This window comes from Lentzea aerocolonigenes (genome assembly GCF_000955955.1).
Classification (GTDB): Bacteria; Actinomycetota; Actinomycetes; order Mycobacteriales; family Pseudonocardiaceae; genus Lentzea; species Lentzea aerocolonigenes_A.
Map to the genome: position 1 here is coordinate 1 of NZ_JYJG01000284.1, position 16,060 is coordinate 16,060.

Genomic DNA, 16,060 nt, shown 5'->3' on the forward strand with positions numbered 1-16,060 from the left:
ACGAATCCGGTCGGCACCGCCGCGGGTGCATGAAGGCGAGCGCTGGCTGCCTCGCTATGGTGGCGGTGCCGCCTTCACGCGGGATTGAGTGACAGCGAGGCGCAGCCTGTTCGGCTGATGGCGGCGAAGACCATGTTCCGAGTGCCGCACAACGATCCGATCGAGTCTCTCACCTGCAATGAGGAAGAGATGGCAGGATCGTGGTCGTCGGCCTGGTGGGTCCTGAGTGCGACTCGCCCGTTGAATTCACGGTTACGCACAGGCGAGCGGGCTCAGGTTCCCTCGGTTGCGCCCGCAGGCTGGTTGGCCTGGGCATATTCATCGGCAAGTGGGTAGGCAGGTCCGAACAAATGGACAACTGACCCGAGCAGCTCAGGAGTAGGGCCATCGCGAACAACGCACCACTCCTCCAATCCGCCGAGTTGGTTGCGCTGTCGTTGTTCGACGGTGGCCCTGGATCGCGTAGGTCGGTTACGGCGTCGTAGGTCAGGTTTCACTCATCTTGAGGGTTGCTCGTGGACCGCACGCTCGTCGGTACGCTGGCTGCTGGTGGGTCGCGCGATGCCTTCTGAGGCAGAGTCCGGCGATGAGCGTGGTCCACATCGATCTGGTCTGTCCGGCAACGGTGCACGATGCTCTCAGGTGAGAACGCATGGTGAAGCACTGCGCGGAAAGTGGACAAAAGCTGGTCATCGGCGATTGAATGGTTCAATCCAATTCGGGGCCGTTTGTGGCTCGATTTGACGGCGTGGTCACCCTATCGAGTAAGTTGTACGCTCAACCACACGAACTGGTGGAGCATCGTGAGTGCGAGCGATTTGCTGGGGGACCACCCGCGACATGACCAGAAGGCCTACCGGTTAGGACATCGCCCACTGGGGCGCGGCGGTCAGGCGGAGGTGTATCCCGCCGAGCACAAGGCGACTGGTGTCCAGGTGGCGCTCAAACGGCGGAGGTCGTGGAACGTTGAGGCCGTGGCCAGGATGCAACGGGAGATCGAGTTCGGCCAGTTGTTGCCAGGCAACGACCACATCATGCCCGTGTTGGACTTCGGCTTGAAGCACGACTGGTTCGTGATGCCTCTGGCACATGGCAATGCCGAGGACGCACGTTCCTCCCTGCTGGACGACGCCGCACTCACCACGCTTGTCTTGGCCGTCTGCTCGGCGTTGGAGGCGGCCCACGACGAGGGCTGGCTGCACCGCGACCTCAAACCCGCCAACATCCTGCTGGTCGACGGACGCTGGACGGTCGCCGACTGGGGACTCGGCCGGCGGCCGCGAGGGGACACGACGTTCACTGGCCGTACCAAGACTGGCGAGTTCCTCGGCAGCGAGGGCTTTGCCGCCCCGGAGCAGGCAACGGACGCGCATCGAGCCACGGCCTGCGCTGATCTCTACAGCCTTGGGCAGATCATCGGCTGGGCGCGGACCAGCCGGACTCCGAAGCAGGGTTCACCGCTCGTGCCGGACGAGGAGCCGTGGCGGTCGGTCGTCATCGCCGCGACGCGGAAGGAGCCGGCTGCCCGGCTGCAGACCGCGCGTGAGTTTCGCGAGATCATGAATGTGAGGACCCGGCGCGCGTGATGGACTCCATTGCCGGCAAGTATGTACTGGTGGACGAGCCTCCCAGGACCGGCGGTTTCGCCAGTGTCCACAAGGCTTTCGACATCACCGCCCAAAAGCTCGTGGCGGTGAAGCTGATGAGCCGCACGGAGGACCCGGTCCGTGAGCAGGCGGTCGTCCGCGAGATGGAAAGCCTCCGCAAGCTCAGCCACCCCAACATCATCAGGTTGAGGGACGCCGGGTTCGACGAGAGCCGCGACGTGCACTACCTCGTCCTCGACTGGGTCGAGGAGTCGCTCGCCGAGGTGCTGGAGGCCAAGGCCAGCTATGAGTGGGACGACCTCGCCGGTCTGCTGGCCGAACCGCTCGTGCAAGCGCTGTCCTATGCTCACCTCAACGGCGTCGAACACCGCGACATCAAGCCGAGCAACATTCTCATGTCCGACGGCGGCATGCCGTTGCTGGCAGACTTCGGCATTGCGAAGGTCCGGCAAGGAGTCGTCAGCGAGCATACGCTGATGAGGTTCGGGTCCGGCCCGTACTCACCTCCCGAGGACGATGGCGAGGTCAAGTACGTCCGTGACGTGTACTCGATGGGTGTGCTGCTGATCCAGGCGATGCATCAGGCACGGCTGCGTTCCCGCGCCGACGTGGAGCCCGCTCTCCAGGCCGTCAACATCCCGCCCGACGTGCGGAAGCTGCTCGGCAGATGCGTGCATCTGGACTATAGCGAACGACCGGCCAACGGCGCGGTGCTCGCTGATGAGCTGAAGAACGTCCTGCTCGGGCGTTCGGTGCTTCCGGTCGCGAGCCGCAGTACTGTCTGGCTCAGTCTGACCAACGCGGCGCGGCGACAGTTGCTGGAACATCCGGAGGCGGCGGGTGGCAGCGCTGAGGCAGCCTTGCTGAACGACCTCAACGAGGACGTGTTCGTCGCCTATCGCTTCGATACCGGCAAACGTGCCGCCGACCGCACGGTCGTCTTCATCGCGGGAAAGCGATGGAAGTTCACGCTCAAACTGGACAGCCCGCTGGCGCTGGTCGTCACGGGTGCGCGGGCGCCCGAGTACGAGGAGCTCGAGCGGTTCCGCAGAGCCGCGTTGAACGTCGCCGAGTTCGCGGCCTGGGTGTGCTCGGAACCGCGGAATCGCGTCCAGGCCGAAAGCGGTCGGCACGACCTGTTGAGCGCCCTCGACGCCTTCGAGGAAGAGAAGCAGGCCGTCCGCACGGGGGACCTCTCTACAGGCTATGACGGCCTGGACATGCTCCAGGAGTGGAGCAGGGTCCTGCAGGCGCGGGAGGACCTGGCCCGCGGCTCCAACCGGACGCTGAACTACAGCAATCGCGTGGTCCGTGGCCGGGAGGTCGACCTGGAGCTGCGCGACCCCGTCGAGGAAGATCTCGTCGGCACGGATTGGGAGATCGTGGCCAGGGATTCGCGCCGGGTGGTGGCGTACGGCCAGATCATCAACCAGGACAGCGACTCTGTCACCCTGCGCAGCAAGACTCCGATCGGAGCGCTCGAACGTAGCGGCGGCCTCCGGCCGTTCCTGGGCCCGTCCCGCAAAGCGCTGCAGCGTCAGCGAGACGCGTTGTCGGCATTGCGCAACGGGACGGCGGCCCGCCCTGAACTGCGGGCCAGGATCCAGAATCCCGCCGAGGTCGAAGCCCCGATACCGCGCAAGGTGGACGACTGGGTCGGGACCCTCGACGACGGGAAGAAGAAAGCGGTCGAGGCTGCACTCGGCGTGCAGGACGTCCTGCTGGTCGAAGGGCCTCCCGGCACGGGCAAGACCGACCTCATCGCGGAGATCGTCTTCCAGTCGCTGAAGGAACGGCCTAACTCCCGCATCCTCATCGTCAGCCAGACGCACGTCGCGGTGGACAACGCCCTGACCCGCCTCGAACAGGCGGGGATCGAAGGCATCGTCCGGCTCGGGCACCCCGACGACCCGAGAGTCGACAAGACCGTGAGCCACCTGCTGCTCAACCGCAGGATGACGAAGTGGGCGGAGGGCATCCGCCGCAACGCCCAGCGGTACCTGGAGAAGGTCGCGAACGAGCGCGGCCTCGACCTTCGCCACCTGCACGCGGCGTTGTCGCTGAGGCAGCTGGCGAAGGTGGTCAAGGAGCGGAACGACGTCGAACGCGAGATCGAGCGCAGGGTCCGCAGCAACGACACCTCCGCTCTGGCCACGTCCCTGGAGATCGTGGAGGACGACAGCGATCTCCAGGAACGGGTGGACGACCTCGCACTGCGCTACGATCAGCTCCACGCCGAAGCCGCAGAACACCTCGCGGGAGACCTGACCCTGCACGCCGACATGGCGGTGGAGGACGCCCTCTCGGCCGCGGGCGCGCTGCTCGGCACCTCGGTTTCCGCTCAGCGCCTGCTCGACCTGGTCGGGCTGCAGGCGGAGTGGCTGCAGCGGACCGCGACTGACAACCGCCTAGCCGAGGCGTTTCTCGGCACCGCGCGGGTGGTCGCCGGAACCTGCATCGGTTTCGTCGGGCAGGCGGCGGTGCGCAACCTCGAGATCGACCTGTGCATCCTCGACGAGGCATCGAAGGCCACCGCGACAGAGGCGATGGTCCCGCTGTCCCGATCGCGCCGGGCGATTCTCGTCGGCGACAACAACCAGCTTCCGCCGCAGGAAGAGGAACTGCTCAGGTCGACGGAGATTCTCACCGATCACGGCATCGACGAGGATCTGGTGAAGGAGACACTCTTCAAGTGGTTCTCCCACCGGTTGCCCGAGCACTCGAAGTTCCTCCTGCGCGACCAGTACCGCATGATCCGTCCGATCGGCGACATGGTGTCGACCTGCTTCTACAGAGGCGAGCTCAGCTCGCCCCGCACTGATGGGCTGCCCGGCCTTGAACTGCTCGGCAAGCCCGTCCTGTGGCTCGACACCTCGCGACTCGGCGAAGAGCGGCGAGAGGATCGCGGGCCGGGCGGGATCAGCTACGCCAACCGCGCCGAGGCCCGGATCATCTTCACTCGGTTGGAGACACTGGAGATCGCCATCGAGAAGGGCATCGTGAGCACGCCTGGCGACTCCGGCAAGCTGGAGGTCCTGCTCATCGCTCCGTACCGGCGGCAGGTGGAGGAGATGCGACGTCGGCTGTCCCTGCGGCGCTTCACCAGGTTGCAGGTCGACGTGCTCTCGGTCGACGCCGTGCAGGGAAGGCAGTGCGACGTCGCGATCTTCTCGGTCACCAGGAGCAACCACAAGCTCAGCCTCGGCTTCCTCGGAGCGGAGAACTGGCGGCGCATCAACGTCGCCGTGTCGCGGGCGAGGTTCGGTCTGACGATCGTGGGTGACGCGGAGTTCTGCCAGTCAGCCAACGGTGCGCTGCGGGACGTGGTGCGCTATATCGGAGAACACCCTGACGACTGCGACGTGCAGGCGGTGGAGAATGCTTAGTGCGGAAATGCTGCTCACCAAGCGGTTCAGCGGTGATCGTCCAGGTCTCGACCTGCTCGGGATCGAGAAGGCCGCAGTGCCGGTCACCGTGGTGGCCACCGACGTGCTCGCGCAGGAGGCCAAACCGCTGCCGCTGCTCGACGAGTTCGTGCTCCGGCTGCTGAAAGCCGAGGTCGGCGGGGCCGTGGACATCGCGGCTTTCCTGGGCCTGGACCAGAAGCTCGTCGACGCCGTGGTCGCCGACCACTTTCGCGAGGGAGCGCTCGTGGTCGGACCAGCGCTGGGGCAGCTGACGCTGACCGCACGGGGGCGGAGGCTGGCGGACGAACTCGAGTCGATCAGGCCGATCCAGAAGAACTTCAAGCTCGCCTTCGACCGGCTCACCTGGTCGGTCGCGGACTACGAACCCCGCGACCTGGTGACGAAGTCCGCTGCTGTCAATGAAGGTTGCGTGTTGCTTCCGGCTCAGCGCACGACCCGCATCAAGGCGCCGGACGTCACTCCCGCCGCGGTGAACTCGATCCTGAAGCGGAACGACCGAGGCCGAGGCGGCTCGATCGACGTGCTCGACGTCATCGACGTGACGCCGTCGATGCACAGGTACCTGGTGGTGAACCTGCTGATCTACGGTGACCAGGACCGAGGAGAGGTCGAGACCGCGATCATCGTCGATGGCGACCACAGCGACGTGCACAACACAGCGCTCGGCACGCTGGGTGGTACGGACAAGCTCGGCTTCACAGTCGCGTCCGCCGTGTCGTACACCCCGCTGCCGCCGCACCTCGAAGCCGAAAGGGTTTATCCCGCGCCAGGAACGTTGTTCGAGGAGAACTCTCCGCGAGTCCGCGGGATCCAGTTGTTCGAGCATCAAGCCGCGCTGATGACCGCGCTCGAGACCGCCAAGGACCGGCTATTGATCTCCACCGACGAGGCCACCTCGTCTGTTGTGGACTCCCACTTCCTCGCCAAGCTCGAACAGAGGTTGCGAGCCCGCGTTCGAGTGGATCTGGTGTTCTCAAGGTGCGGAAGGGAGGTTCAGACCGAACTCGACCGCCTCGCTCGCCGGTACCGCAGATTCAGAATGCATCGTCCTGAAGGCAGCGCCACGAACACATTGGTGTTTGACGGGAACTGGGTCGTCTCGGAGTTCCCCTGGTTGTCCTTCCGTGGAGCGGGGCTGCCGTTCCGTGACTACCAGGGCACGGTGGTGGCAGTGCCTGAAGAGACTGATCGCGCGTACGTTCAAGGGCTCGCGCCGTTCGAACCCTAGCGTCTCGAGTCGCTGGTCCGATGACGGACGACAAGGTGGTCAAGATGATCAGTTTCGCGGTCAGCCCAGACGCCTCCGGCAGGTCCACTGTGACGGCACAGGTCGAGTTCGGAGCCCAAGTGAATCGTGGCGGGTATCGCGCCATGCCATGGCATGGCGCGATACCCGTGATCAGCAGACCAGGCCGGTAGCACGCGCAGCACCCGACATGTGGCCGGCGCCGGCCGTGCGCCTGGCTGCATTTGCCGGCACGTCAGCGCGGGCACGCCATTCGCCGTCCGCGCCGAGTCACGCGAACCGCTGAGCCGGATCAGGACGCAGCTACCTCCTGACCGCGCCGCGAATCGGTTCTCACCGCAGCGGAAGGGCTCGCGGTGACACGGACTAGATTCCTGGGTGCGAGCCAAGCCGGTGGCTTGCCAAGCTGGGCGTTCACGAACGCGGTCGCGCTTACAGTCCTCGACGACGAGCTGCGCGTACCGGATCGGCTCCTGCGCAACGCATCCGCGGTAGACGACGGGGTCGAGCGCGATGTTGGCGCGCAGAAGCCGTACAGCGAGACCTGGCCGGCTCGTCCAAGTTGTTGATCGCTTGGATCGAGCCGATCGCCGCAGGTCCGGTGGAGGCGAACACGACGTTGATGTTGTTGTGGCCCTGCAGCATCTCGGTGACTTCGATGTCGACGGGTGCCTCGTCGATACGAACTTCGGCTACGACCCCGAGGCCGCTTCGATCGTCATGAACAGCGGGGCGGCACTGACCCACGTGCCGATGGACGTCACCACCAAGACCCTGCTATCTCAGCACGATCTGCACCGGCTCGAACGCATCGACAACCGATTCACGCGATACCTGGTGCCGACGTTGCGCCCCTGGCTGAGTTACCTGGAAGCGACCAGAGGTCTCAGCGGAATGCTGCTTCACGACGTGGTGGCGGTCGCGCTGTTGCTAGATCCATCCTTCGCCGCCTTCCGCCCCAGCAGCAGCCTGCACATTGAGCTCGCTCCCGGACCGTTCCGAGGCCGCGCGGCACGATGGACACCTGGCGCACTTCAGAACCAGGTGGCGCGGACGACTCACGAACCACCACCTGTCGACGTACTCGTCAACCTCGACAACACCTACCTCGTCCACTTGATCACAGAGGTCCTGCGGAGGGTCGACTGACCCGAAGAGCTGGCAGTCTCTGGTGGAACGGAATTGGGTGGTCGGGCTGGCCTACTCGGCGGACTGAATGATCATCAGGCGGGCGATCGACGCACTCGCGCCGACGAAGATCACCAGCCGACTGGCGCCTCGGCGAGGCGAACGCGGCGGCCAGTCCAATGACGATGTGCCACTCGACCAGCTTCCAAGCGGTAATCGCCTGGCTGCGCTGATAACGCGATGGCGACCTCAGTCAGGACCTGACGCCGGTCATGCAGCTATGGCGAGGGGGTGCGTTTCGCCGGTGAGGGCGGACAGCGCGGTTGCGACCTCGGTCTCGTTGGCGCGGATGTAGGTCGTCGTTGTGGTCGCGGAGTTGTTCGCCGGCGAGTGGCCTGCGTATGCCTGGGCGACGGCCAAGCCGAACCTGCGTTCAACGAACGTGAGCGTCGTGTGGCGCAACCAATGCGTGCTGACCAGCTGGCGTGCCGCCCACGCGTGTTCTCGCCGCACGCGCGCCCACAGCCCGTCGTAGCGGCGCTTCGTCAGGGGCCTGCCATCTCGGTAGCGGAGCAGCGGACCTTGTGGATCCACACTGCCGCGTACGAGGCCGTGGTCGATCAGGTGCGCGATGAGGGTCGGTGACGCCGGCTGCCAACGGAAGACCCCACCCTTCTCCTGCAGAAGAATCAGGCACTGTTCCGCGTCGATGTCGCAGGGGCGCAGAGCAAGTGCGGCACCAGTGCGGCAGGCTGTTTCAAGGTGAAGACGGACGAGGAGCGCGTCGAGCGCCGGGTCGTTCCCAGTTGTGGAGGCGACTTCAGCAACCTCCTCGACCCGCGCGTTCGGCAGTCCTCGACGAGTCGACGGGATCCTGCGAGGCTTCGGTACGAGCAGCGCGGGGTTGCGCCCAATGGCGATGTGTTCATCGGCTGCCGCAAACTTGTACAGGCAGCGAAGCGCGGCGACCATGTGCTCGCCAGCACTCCTGCCGCCTCGACTGTTGCGCCGCACTATGGCCTGCGACTTCGTGGATTCGACCAGCGCTGCGATCTCGGTGGCCGTCGGCTCATCGAGTGTTCGAGTCCCCCAGACCGTCAGCACTCGAGCCCAGTAGATTCCGTAGAGGCGCCTGGTCCCATCGCTCACCGCGTTCGCGACAACCGGCACGAACTCGGCGAAGGTTGGCACGTGCCCGCTCGGAGTGCGCTGCTCGTTGAGAAGGTCCGTGGGTGTCACGCCGAGCCGGTCGAGCACGGCGCGAGCTGCAGCTAGATCAGCTGCAGCCGGGCGTTGCATGATCGAGTCCGGCGGCGGGCGCGTGGTGCGCGTTGAGAATTTTCCCCAATGCCGCGCAGTCATACGCCAAGAGCACTGCTGCAGTGGGAACGGAGACGAGTAGCAACCTGTCGCCGGCGTTCAGGGAACGCCATCTCCGGATCGGAAGCGGCAACTTGATGAAACCTCTGGGGGAGACCAGGTCCGATCCGCAGTGAGCTGAGCGAACAACGATGATGTCGTCGCGTAGAGCGATGTCGATCCGGTCGTCCGGCCTCCAGCTCAGCGTCCGAAGGATCCGTCGGTCGGTGAACCTTCCGTGGTCGTCGATCGCGGCCATTCCGAAGTGGATCGTGCCGTCCCCCGACAACTCGCTGAGGTTGAGGGAGGGAAGCGGCTCCCTTGCCAGGGATGCGGCTGTCAAGGAGTCGGGTACGACCGCACCGATGATCGACTCTGCGATCGTGGGACCTGGTCGGTATCTACGGTGCTCCCTGTCGTCCCGTGTGCCAGTCGTTGCCGTCATGAGCTTCATGCAACCGCGTGTACCTGGGGATGCCCAGTGAACGGGCATAAGACGTGCAACGCGGATGGGATCGGTACGTGTGCTGGCCGGCGTCTTACGGTGCCTGCTGGCGATCGAGCGCACTATTGCTGATCGTGACTGGCGTACAGGTGCGTGAGTACCGCGCGGAACGTCGGGTCGGCGATCTTCAGCTGTTGCACCCTCTTGTCGGTCTTTGAGTGGCACGCGGCGTGCACGATCAGATCGACTGCGTTCACCCCGTAGAGGCGGGCCAGTTGGGCGACCATGGTCAGCTTCGGGAGGGTAACTCCGGTTTCATAGTTGGACAGGCTTGCCACCGATACCGGCACCGGCGCAACCTCTGCTACGTCTGTGAGGCTCCAAGTGAGATCGTTGCGCACGTCACGCAGCGCCTTGCCGAGTGCCACTTTGTACGGCTGCCGGGTCGAGAACCGGCTGAACGCGGCTTCGATGTCGAGGCCGCGTTCCTCTGCGAGTTCCCTCAGCTTGGGATCGTCGGCCAGCTGCAGTGTGGTTCGCGCACGGACCCGCATCTCTTGTGACAGCAGGAAGTAGTCCTCTGCAGGGAACGCATCGAGGTCTGTCCGGCGGGTCACTACCCCGCCCTTGATGAAGCGCTGCAACTGATTGGCCAGATCGAGGTTTGACAGCCTGGTCAGCTCGCGCAGTCGTACTACCGTGAGCTCAAGGCCTACGCGTTCGAGGAACGCGGTCAACACCAACCCGCCTTTGCGGTTCCAGGACAGTCGGCGGTCCTTGGATACGTTGTCGATCAACTTCACGATCTGTCCGTGTCCTCGAACCTTGGCGCAGCCTCGTGTGGAAGCTCTGCGGAACGCAACGCCTCACCGAACCAGGCAGCATGGCGCTCCAGCTTCCGCGCTGCCGAGTCCACCAGGACGACCAGCACTTCGAACGCACCATCGCCGCCCAGAAATGACGCAATCTGTTGGACGGCAACCGCATCCCGGGCAGCGTGTGCCGATACGAAGGCGGACGCGACCTTGACGTTCTCGTGCCACGCTGCGTGATCGTCTGCGTCCACGTCATCCGGTACAGCGAAGGCGATCGGAAACGCGACAGGTGAGACGAGTTGATCCTGTGGGATGCCGTCGAGCAGGACCCTTGCCAGGATGCTTGCTGCCGCGACAGCAATCCGTGGATCCGCGTGGTTGACGACGGACTGAAGTGTGCGTTCTACCAGCTCGGGTTCCGACCGCAGGTGGTGGCCCAGTGCGCGCAGGGCCCAGGAGGCTCCGAGTCCGATGTGATCGACTTGTCGAAGTCGGGTCCCGTCTTGAGTGATCTGCTCGACACCGCACGGCACGTATCCGCCGTCGGCGGGTTCGAGATCACGCTCCATGGAGTGCGTCCTCACAGGAGCGGCTCGCGTTCGCAGGCCGTGTCTCCGCGGACGGTGTGGCGAGGGGAGCGATCACCTGTTTGATCTGCGCTGTTTCAGTCGCGGGCTGCATGCCCTCGCGGGGCCACGGCAGGATCTGCTCCTTCTCGCGCCAGGCGAGGTCACACGCTGGGCACATCGGCCAGCACCGTTCGGATTCCGACCACTTGTCGGACTTGGTGGTGACCTCGATACCGCACAACGTGCTTCCTGGATCGCCTTCGGCGAGTGAGCTCGCCAGCGCGTGGCGCGCTCCGTCATGTGGTTGCCATTTGTAGCTGCGAGTCATGCCCGATCACTTCCCGCGGACGTGTGCGCGATCTGACGCGCGGTGTCGGTAGTGATCCACTCAAATTGCCGTAGCGCTGAGAATCCAGCCCACGAATCTGCCACCGATCTAGCAGGGATCTATCATTTAGAGCTTCTACCTGCGCAAACGCGCGGATGCCCCGATTGGGTGAAGCTCGACATATTCGGGCTGAATCGCTGTTTTGTGCACCTTCCAAGCTAGGCTCGTGGTGAACTATGCGGCGCATTCACGTCAGGGGGATCGATGGTCACGCCGAGGGAGGCGTTCGCGAAGCGCCGCAAGGTTGTGGGCTTCTCGCAGGAGCGGCTTGCTCAGCACCTTGGCGTCACCACTGGAACTGTCGGGCGATGGGAACGTGGCGAGGCGACTCCAGAGCCGCCGACGCAGCGGCGGCTCGTGCAGGCGCTCGAACTCACAAGCATTCGTGAGTTGCTGGAGCTCCTCCACCCGCAGAAGTTGTCGCTGACGGCGGCGGACGAGCATTTCGGCATGCGGTCGGTCGGCAGTCGGTCCGGCCTGGCTGGACATGATTCTGATAGGCCCGTCCAGATCGGACACAGCCTCGACCGGGTGCACGGCGTCATACCGCTTGTTCGGCAGACACTCGACGCATTCGACCTTCCTGGTGACGGGCCTACTCGTTCGCTGGTCGAGATCAGCGCGGACGTGGCCCGTGTGAACGAGCACCGTCTTGAAGCCAGGTATGGCGCACTTGCAGATGCTCTGCCTGACCTTCTGGTAGAGCTGGCGCGCGCAGGACAGCTCGCGACGGAAGACGTGCAGCAGCAACAGCTCGCGTTGCTTCGCGCTCTCACATTTCGTGCCGCGGACGGGATCGCGTTCAAGTTCGGATATCTCGATCTTTCAGCCCGCCTCATCGACCTCATGCGACAGTCCGCGGCTCAGGCGAACGACCCGCTGCTCGTGGCAGCCGCTGAGTACGTCCGCACAGAGACGTTCTTCGCCAGTGGCGATCTGAGTACTGCCGGTCGAGCGCTCGTGAAGGCTGCAAGCGAGTTGTCTTTGTCCAATCTCGACGATCAGCACGTCGCTGCCGCCTATGGGTCTCTCCACATGCGAGCCGCAGTCGTTGCCGGTCGGATCGGCGATCCTCGCGCGTCCCGAGACCATCTGAGCGAGGCCAACGAGGCGGCCAAGAGGGTTCCCGAAGGCGTCTACCGCGGCACGGCTTTTGGCCCGCAGTCGATTCGCATCCACGAACTTGCGGTGGCCACTGAGTTGCGCGACCCGGTGGGCATCGAGTGTGCAGCGACGTGGCATCCGTCGGGGGAGTTGCCTGCGGAGCGCCGTTCGCACTACTACATCGAGCTGAGCAGCGCGCAACACGATCTGGGGCACCATGAAGAGGCCTACGTCTGCATCGAGATGGCGCGGGACGCGGCTCCTCAACACACGCGAGAACATCCTCAGGTCAAGGGAACTCTCGCTTCACTACTGCAGCTTCGTCCTGGCAACAGCAGGGTGGTCGAGCTCGCAGCTTGGGCTGGAGCACGGGCGATCTGACGGGTTCTACCCAGTGAGCAGCGCAGGAAGTTCGTCGAGTGAGTCGATGACCCAGTCGGCATCCCGTTGCACCAAGGGATCGCCGGCCCACAGGTGTCCCCAGGGACCGCGACGGATAAGCGCCGTGCGCAGTCCAACGGCCTTCGCTGCGACGACGTCGTTGTCCCGGTGGTCTCCCACGTAGACGATCTGCTCCGCAGGTGCTGCTGCGGCTTCGATAACGCGGTCGAAGAATGACTTGGAAGGCTTGGCAACGCCCCATTCCCCGGACGTTGAGACGAAGTCGGCAGGTAGGGCTAGAGCTCGCAGCAGCTCTGCTGCACGGGCGGTCTGGTTGCCGGCAACCCCAACCCGCAATCCAAGGCCGCGCAGCGCCGCGAGGCTTGACCGGACATCGGGGTAGAGGTCCTGCTCGTCGATCTGCTCGCCCAGTCCGGCGTCCTCGCGCAACTGGCGCTCGCGCGCGACGTCGAAGCCCGGCCGGAAGTACTGGAAGGTCTCCGCGTTGTCTCTTCCGGAGGCGGTTACCGCGCCAAGCACTGTCGAGAACGTGTGCCGCGGCACGCCGATCCAGTCGGCCCATGCGGCCCACTCACGGGAATCGTCCAACAGTGTTTCGCCGACATCGAAGACGACAGCGGTGATCATGCGGCTACGCCACCGCGCCCGTACGTGCGGCGAAGGCTTTCAAGCCGGACAGGGCATGCGCTGTCGGGTGCCGCAGCAGGCTGATAGTGATCTGTTGGATCGGCTTGCGGTACCTGACCTCATCGGGAGAGGCGTGTTCGGCTGCGAGTAGCGCACGGAAGGAGTGCTCGGGCTTGTTCCATTCGTGGTAGGCGTGGGCGACGTCGGACCAGTAGCGAGCGCGCCGTTCGGCTACCGGGATGGCAGCAGGCTTGACCTGCCTGGCGGCTTCGATCGCGGTGCCGTAGTCGCCGAGAACCCTGGCGACGCTGATCCGGTACAGCCCGACGCCGGTGGGGCCGAAAGCGGTGAACCGGTGGTTGGCGTCAACGCCGAGCCTGGCAGCAGCCTCGACCGCCTCTCCCGTCAGGCTGAGGGCGGAGTCGCGATCACCGTCGACGGCCGCGGTGTAGGCGGCGGTGGACAGCAGAGATCCGTACACCGACAAGTGTTCCGGGCCGCGGTGCAGATCGGGTTGCAGGGTCTCGATGGAGTTGAAGATCAGGCTCTGTGCCGCGTCGGCGTGACCGGTACGGCGCAGGACGATCGCCCACGCGCGGTGCGCGGCTGCTTGGGTGAGGATGTCGTCCGTGTCGTGGGCCGTCTGTACCGCGCGGTCAGCGGTGATCAGCGCGGACTGAGTGCGGTCGAGCTTCACCATCAACTCGGACGCGAGCGTGTAGAGGTCTGCCATCAGTCCGTTGGCTTCGGCAGGGTTGTCCGCTTCGGCGCGGGTGGCCATCGCGGTCGACAGGACGGCAGGCAGCCGGGAGGCGGATTCGGTGTAGTGGCCGAGTTGGAACACCGAGCGTACGGCGGCCACCTTTCGGCGCAGTTCCGTGATCCCCACCGGGATGGCGTCGGTCGAAGGCGGAGCGAGCAGGGCCCGCTCCAACACGTCCACCGGGTCGTTCGTGGCCCAGGACGGAATTTCGGTACCGAGCACCGCGGTGCCGGCCAGGCCGGTCAATCCCACGAGCAGCGTGCGACGACGCATGGGGTCGGTCTCCTCGTCCGGCGCCAGGATGACGTTGACCCTAGCGACGGGACGCTGCGTGCGCACGGACCGTGATCGTGTGTCGGTGAGACCCAGGAGATGCGGCGGGATCTGCAGCGCGTCGGCCAAACACCTCAGGACCTGAACGTCGCGCAACGGCTGCTTGCCACGCTCCATGCGCGACAGCGTCGAAACGGAGTAGCCGCACTTCTCTGCGAGATCGGCCAGTGTAAGTGGAGTCGCGCGACGGACTGCCCGCACGATCGCGCCGAGATCTCCGGAATCAACGGCGACTCGGACCTCATGGTTGTCCCAGATCGCGCGAGTCGGATCCATCACCTGCGCTCCTCACTCAGGGCAGGGTGGTTCAGCGTATCCAAACGATCACGGTCCGTGCCAGGAGATTTGCAGACCCTGCAAACGACCCGCTGTACCCAGCAACTTCGCTGGTCAACGAGGTGGAGTTGGTCGTGTTCTTGATGGTGTCGCGGCAGTCCACCGTCCTGCCGCGCGAGGAGGGACGACGATGACCACCCGAGAGATGACTGCCTCCGAGCTCGACCACGCCGGCCTGTTGTGTGCCGACAGCAACGTCGTGATCAGCCGGTACGCGATGTTCGTTCCGGTCGATGAACTGGGTACGCCTCGCCCGGTCGTGATCCGCGCTGGTGCGGTGATCGAGCCGTTCGCAGTGGTGCACGGCGGGACGACCATCAGTGAGCAGGCTCGCGTCGAAGAGCACACCGTCATCGGAAAACCCGAACTCGGCTATGCCGTCGGGAAGATTCGTCCTGGTGTCGGTGGCGGCACCGTGATCGGCGCAGGAGCGACGGTTCGCTCGGGCGCGGTCGTATACGCCGAGGTCGCGATCGGAGTGAACGCACTGGTCGGGCACCACACGCTGCTCCGCACCGGGGTTCAGGTCGGTGCAGAGTCGCAACTCGGCCACCACCTCACCGTGGAACGCGAGGTCCGCATCGGACGGGATGTGCGCTGTTCACCTGGCTCGCACATCACGAGCTCGACCGTGCTTGCCGACCGGGTGTTTCTGGGGGCCGGCGTGCGCACGATCAACGACAAGACCCTGACGTGGCGGGATCCAGACCGCGAGCCCACCCTCGCGGCACCGAGGTTTGACACCGGAGCCAAGGTCGGCAGCGGCTGCGTCGTGCTGGCAGGTGTGGTGGTCGGTGAGCGCGCCCTGGTCGGGGCAGGTTCCGTGATCACTCGCGATGTGCCACCGGGAGCGCTGGCTTACGGCCATCCGGCCCGCGTGCAGGGAGAGGCCCGGTGAAACCAACGATGCCTGACGGCGGAACTACGGCGGCCGGGGCGATCACGACCTGGCTGCGGCCGCTGCAGCCTGTCCTCGACCCCGGCGGCCGGATCGACTGGACGAGGCTGACTGTCGTTGCGGAGAGGTTGGACCACGCGCTGATGCGGCATCCGGTGGGGCCGGACCTCCCGGCTGGTGCAGAGCGCAGCCGCCGCCTGCGGTTGATCCGGCAGGACTTGGCCCGCGAGGTCGACACGACCGCTGATCCGGACCTGCTTCAAGTGCTGACGCAGTTCGTGTGCGGATACTGCGACATCGACCTGCGCGACACCACCGGACTCGGTCACGGCAGGCTCATCGCTCGGCACGGCAGTCCACAGGCCCGGCAACGTTGGATACTGCGGCTGCTGGCGGGCGACTTGGCAGGGATCGCGGTCACCGAGCCTCACGGCGGCTCCCGTCCGGCGGAGACCCACACCTGTGCGGTCGCAGGATCGGGCGGAACATGGACGGTGACCGGCCGGAAGACCTGGATCAGCCGCCTGACTGAAGCCGCCGTGTTCGTGCTGTTCTTCCGAGCCCCGGACGGCCGGCTCGTCGCCGCCGCAATTGACGCCAACGAGCCGGGCC

At 65.2% G+C, this 16,060-nt stretch carries 14 protein-coding genes; 7 read left to right on the forward strand and 7 right to left on the reverse strand.

Going from position 1 to position 16,060, the window contains the following annotated elements:
* Positions 1–674 precede the first annotated feature (674 nt).
* The 4 genes from UK23_RS32635 to UK23_RS32650 all read left to right on the forward strand — a co-directional run bounded on the left by UK23_RS32635 (position 675) and on the right by UK23_RS32650 (position 7,430).
* A complete protein-coding gene (locus tag UK23_RS32635) occupies positions 675–1,586 on the forward strand; it encodes a serine/threonine-protein kinase (protein WP_082115150.1) in 912 nt (303 codons plus the stop codon).
* On the forward strand, positions 1,586–4,993 hold the full coding sequence (locus tag UK23_RS32640; protein WP_045315560.1) for a serine/threonine-protein kinase: 3,408 nt from the start codon (positions 1,586–1,588) through the stop codon (positions 4,991–4,993). Before UK23_RS32635 ends, UK23_RS32640 begins: the two co-directional genes overlap by 1 nt.
* On the forward strand, positions 4,986–6,263 hold the full coding sequence (locus UK23_RS32645; protein WP_156213542.1) for a hypothetical protein: 1,278 nt from the start codon (positions 4,986–4,988) through the stop codon (positions 6,261–6,263). The genes UK23_RS32640 and UK23_RS32645 overlap by 8 nt, the downstream gene beginning before the upstream one ends.
* Before the next feature lie 531 nt (positions 6,264–6,794).
* Complete coding sequence (locus tag UK23_RS32650; protein ID WP_082115151.1) at positions 6,795–7,430, forward strand: nucleoside hydrolase; 636 nt, start codon at positions 6,795–6,797, stop codon at positions 7,428–7,430.
* Between the two features lie 249 nt (positions 7,431–7,679).
* Here UK23_RS32650 and UK23_RS32655 read toward each other — a convergent pair whose 3' ends face one another.
* From UK23_RS32655 to UK23_RS49770, 5 genes are all read right to left on the reverse strand, one after another.
* The gene (locus UK23_RS32655; protein ID WP_330770353.1) at positions 7,680–8,666 is read right to left on the reverse strand and encodes a site-specific integrase; all 987 of its coding nucleotides are present in this window, start codon (positions 8,664–8,666) and stop codon (positions 7,680–7,682) included.
* A 19-nt stretch (positions 8,667–8,685) separates the two neighbouring features.
* A complete protein-coding gene (locus UK23_RS32660) occupies positions 8,686–9,222 on the reverse strand; it encodes a hypothetical protein (RefSeq protein ID WP_045315563.1) in 537 nt (178 codons plus the stop codon).
* A gap of 113 nt (positions 9,223–9,335) precedes the next feature.
* Entirely contained in the window at positions 9,336–10,016 is a 681-nt protein-coding gene (locus UK23_RS32665; RefSeq protein WP_045315564.1) for a helix-turn-helix domain-containing protein, read from the reverse strand.
* A complete protein-coding gene (locus UK23_RS32670; RefSeq protein WP_045315565.1) occupies positions 10,013–10,597 on the reverse strand; it encodes a hypothetical protein in 585 nt (194 codons plus the stop codon). The genes UK23_RS32665 and UK23_RS32670 overlap by 4 nt, the downstream gene beginning before the upstream one ends.
* Positions 10,587–10,925: a zinc finger protein gene (locus tag UK23_RS49770; RefSeq protein WP_082115152.1), complete on the reverse strand. Its 339-nt coding sequence runs from the start codon at positions 10,923–10,925 to the stop codon at positions 10,587–10,589. Before UK23_RS49770 ends, UK23_RS32670 begins: the two co-directional genes overlap by 11 nt.
* A gap of 264 nt (positions 10,926–11,189) precedes the next feature.
* Between UK23_RS49770 and UK23_RS32680 the strand changes: the two genes are divergently transcribed.
* Positions 11,190–12,470 carry a helix-turn-helix domain-containing protein gene (locus tag UK23_RS32680; RefSeq protein WP_045315566.1) on the forward strand — a complete coding sequence of 427 codons (1,281 nt, stop codon included), beginning with the start codon at positions 11,190–11,192 and terminating at the stop codon, positions 12,468–12,470.
* 6 nt (positions 12,471–12,476) lie between these two features.
* On the opposite strand, the gene UK23_RS32685 is transcribed toward UK23_RS32680, so the two are convergent.
* Complete coding sequence (locus UK23_RS32685) at positions 12,477–13,118, reverse strand: HAD family hydrolase (RefSeq protein WP_045315567.1); 642 nt, start codon at positions 13,116–13,118, stop codon at positions 12,477–12,479.
* Between the two features lie 4 nt (positions 13,119–13,122).
* Positions 13,123–14,490: a helix-turn-helix domain-containing protein gene (locus UK23_RS32690; RefSeq protein WP_045315568.1), complete on the reverse strand. Its 1,368-nt coding sequence runs from the start codon at positions 14,488–14,490 to the stop codon at positions 13,123–13,125.
* 190 nt (positions 14,491–14,680) lie between these two features.
* On the opposite strand from UK23_RS32690, the gene UK23_RS54855 reads away from it, so the two are divergent.
* Positions 14,681–15,448 carry a DapH/DapD/GlmU-related protein gene (locus tag UK23_RS54855; protein ID WP_045315569.1) on the forward strand — a complete coding sequence of 256 codons (768 nt, stop codon included), beginning with the start codon at positions 14,681–14,683 and terminating at the stop codon, positions 15,446–15,448.
* Positions 15,445–16,060, forward strand: a 616-nt coding sequence (locus UK23_RS32700; protein WP_196777977.1) for an acyl-CoA dehydrogenase family protein, incomplete at its 3' end; no start/stop codon positions are given. The genes UK23_RS54855 and UK23_RS32700, both read left to right, overlap by 4 nt.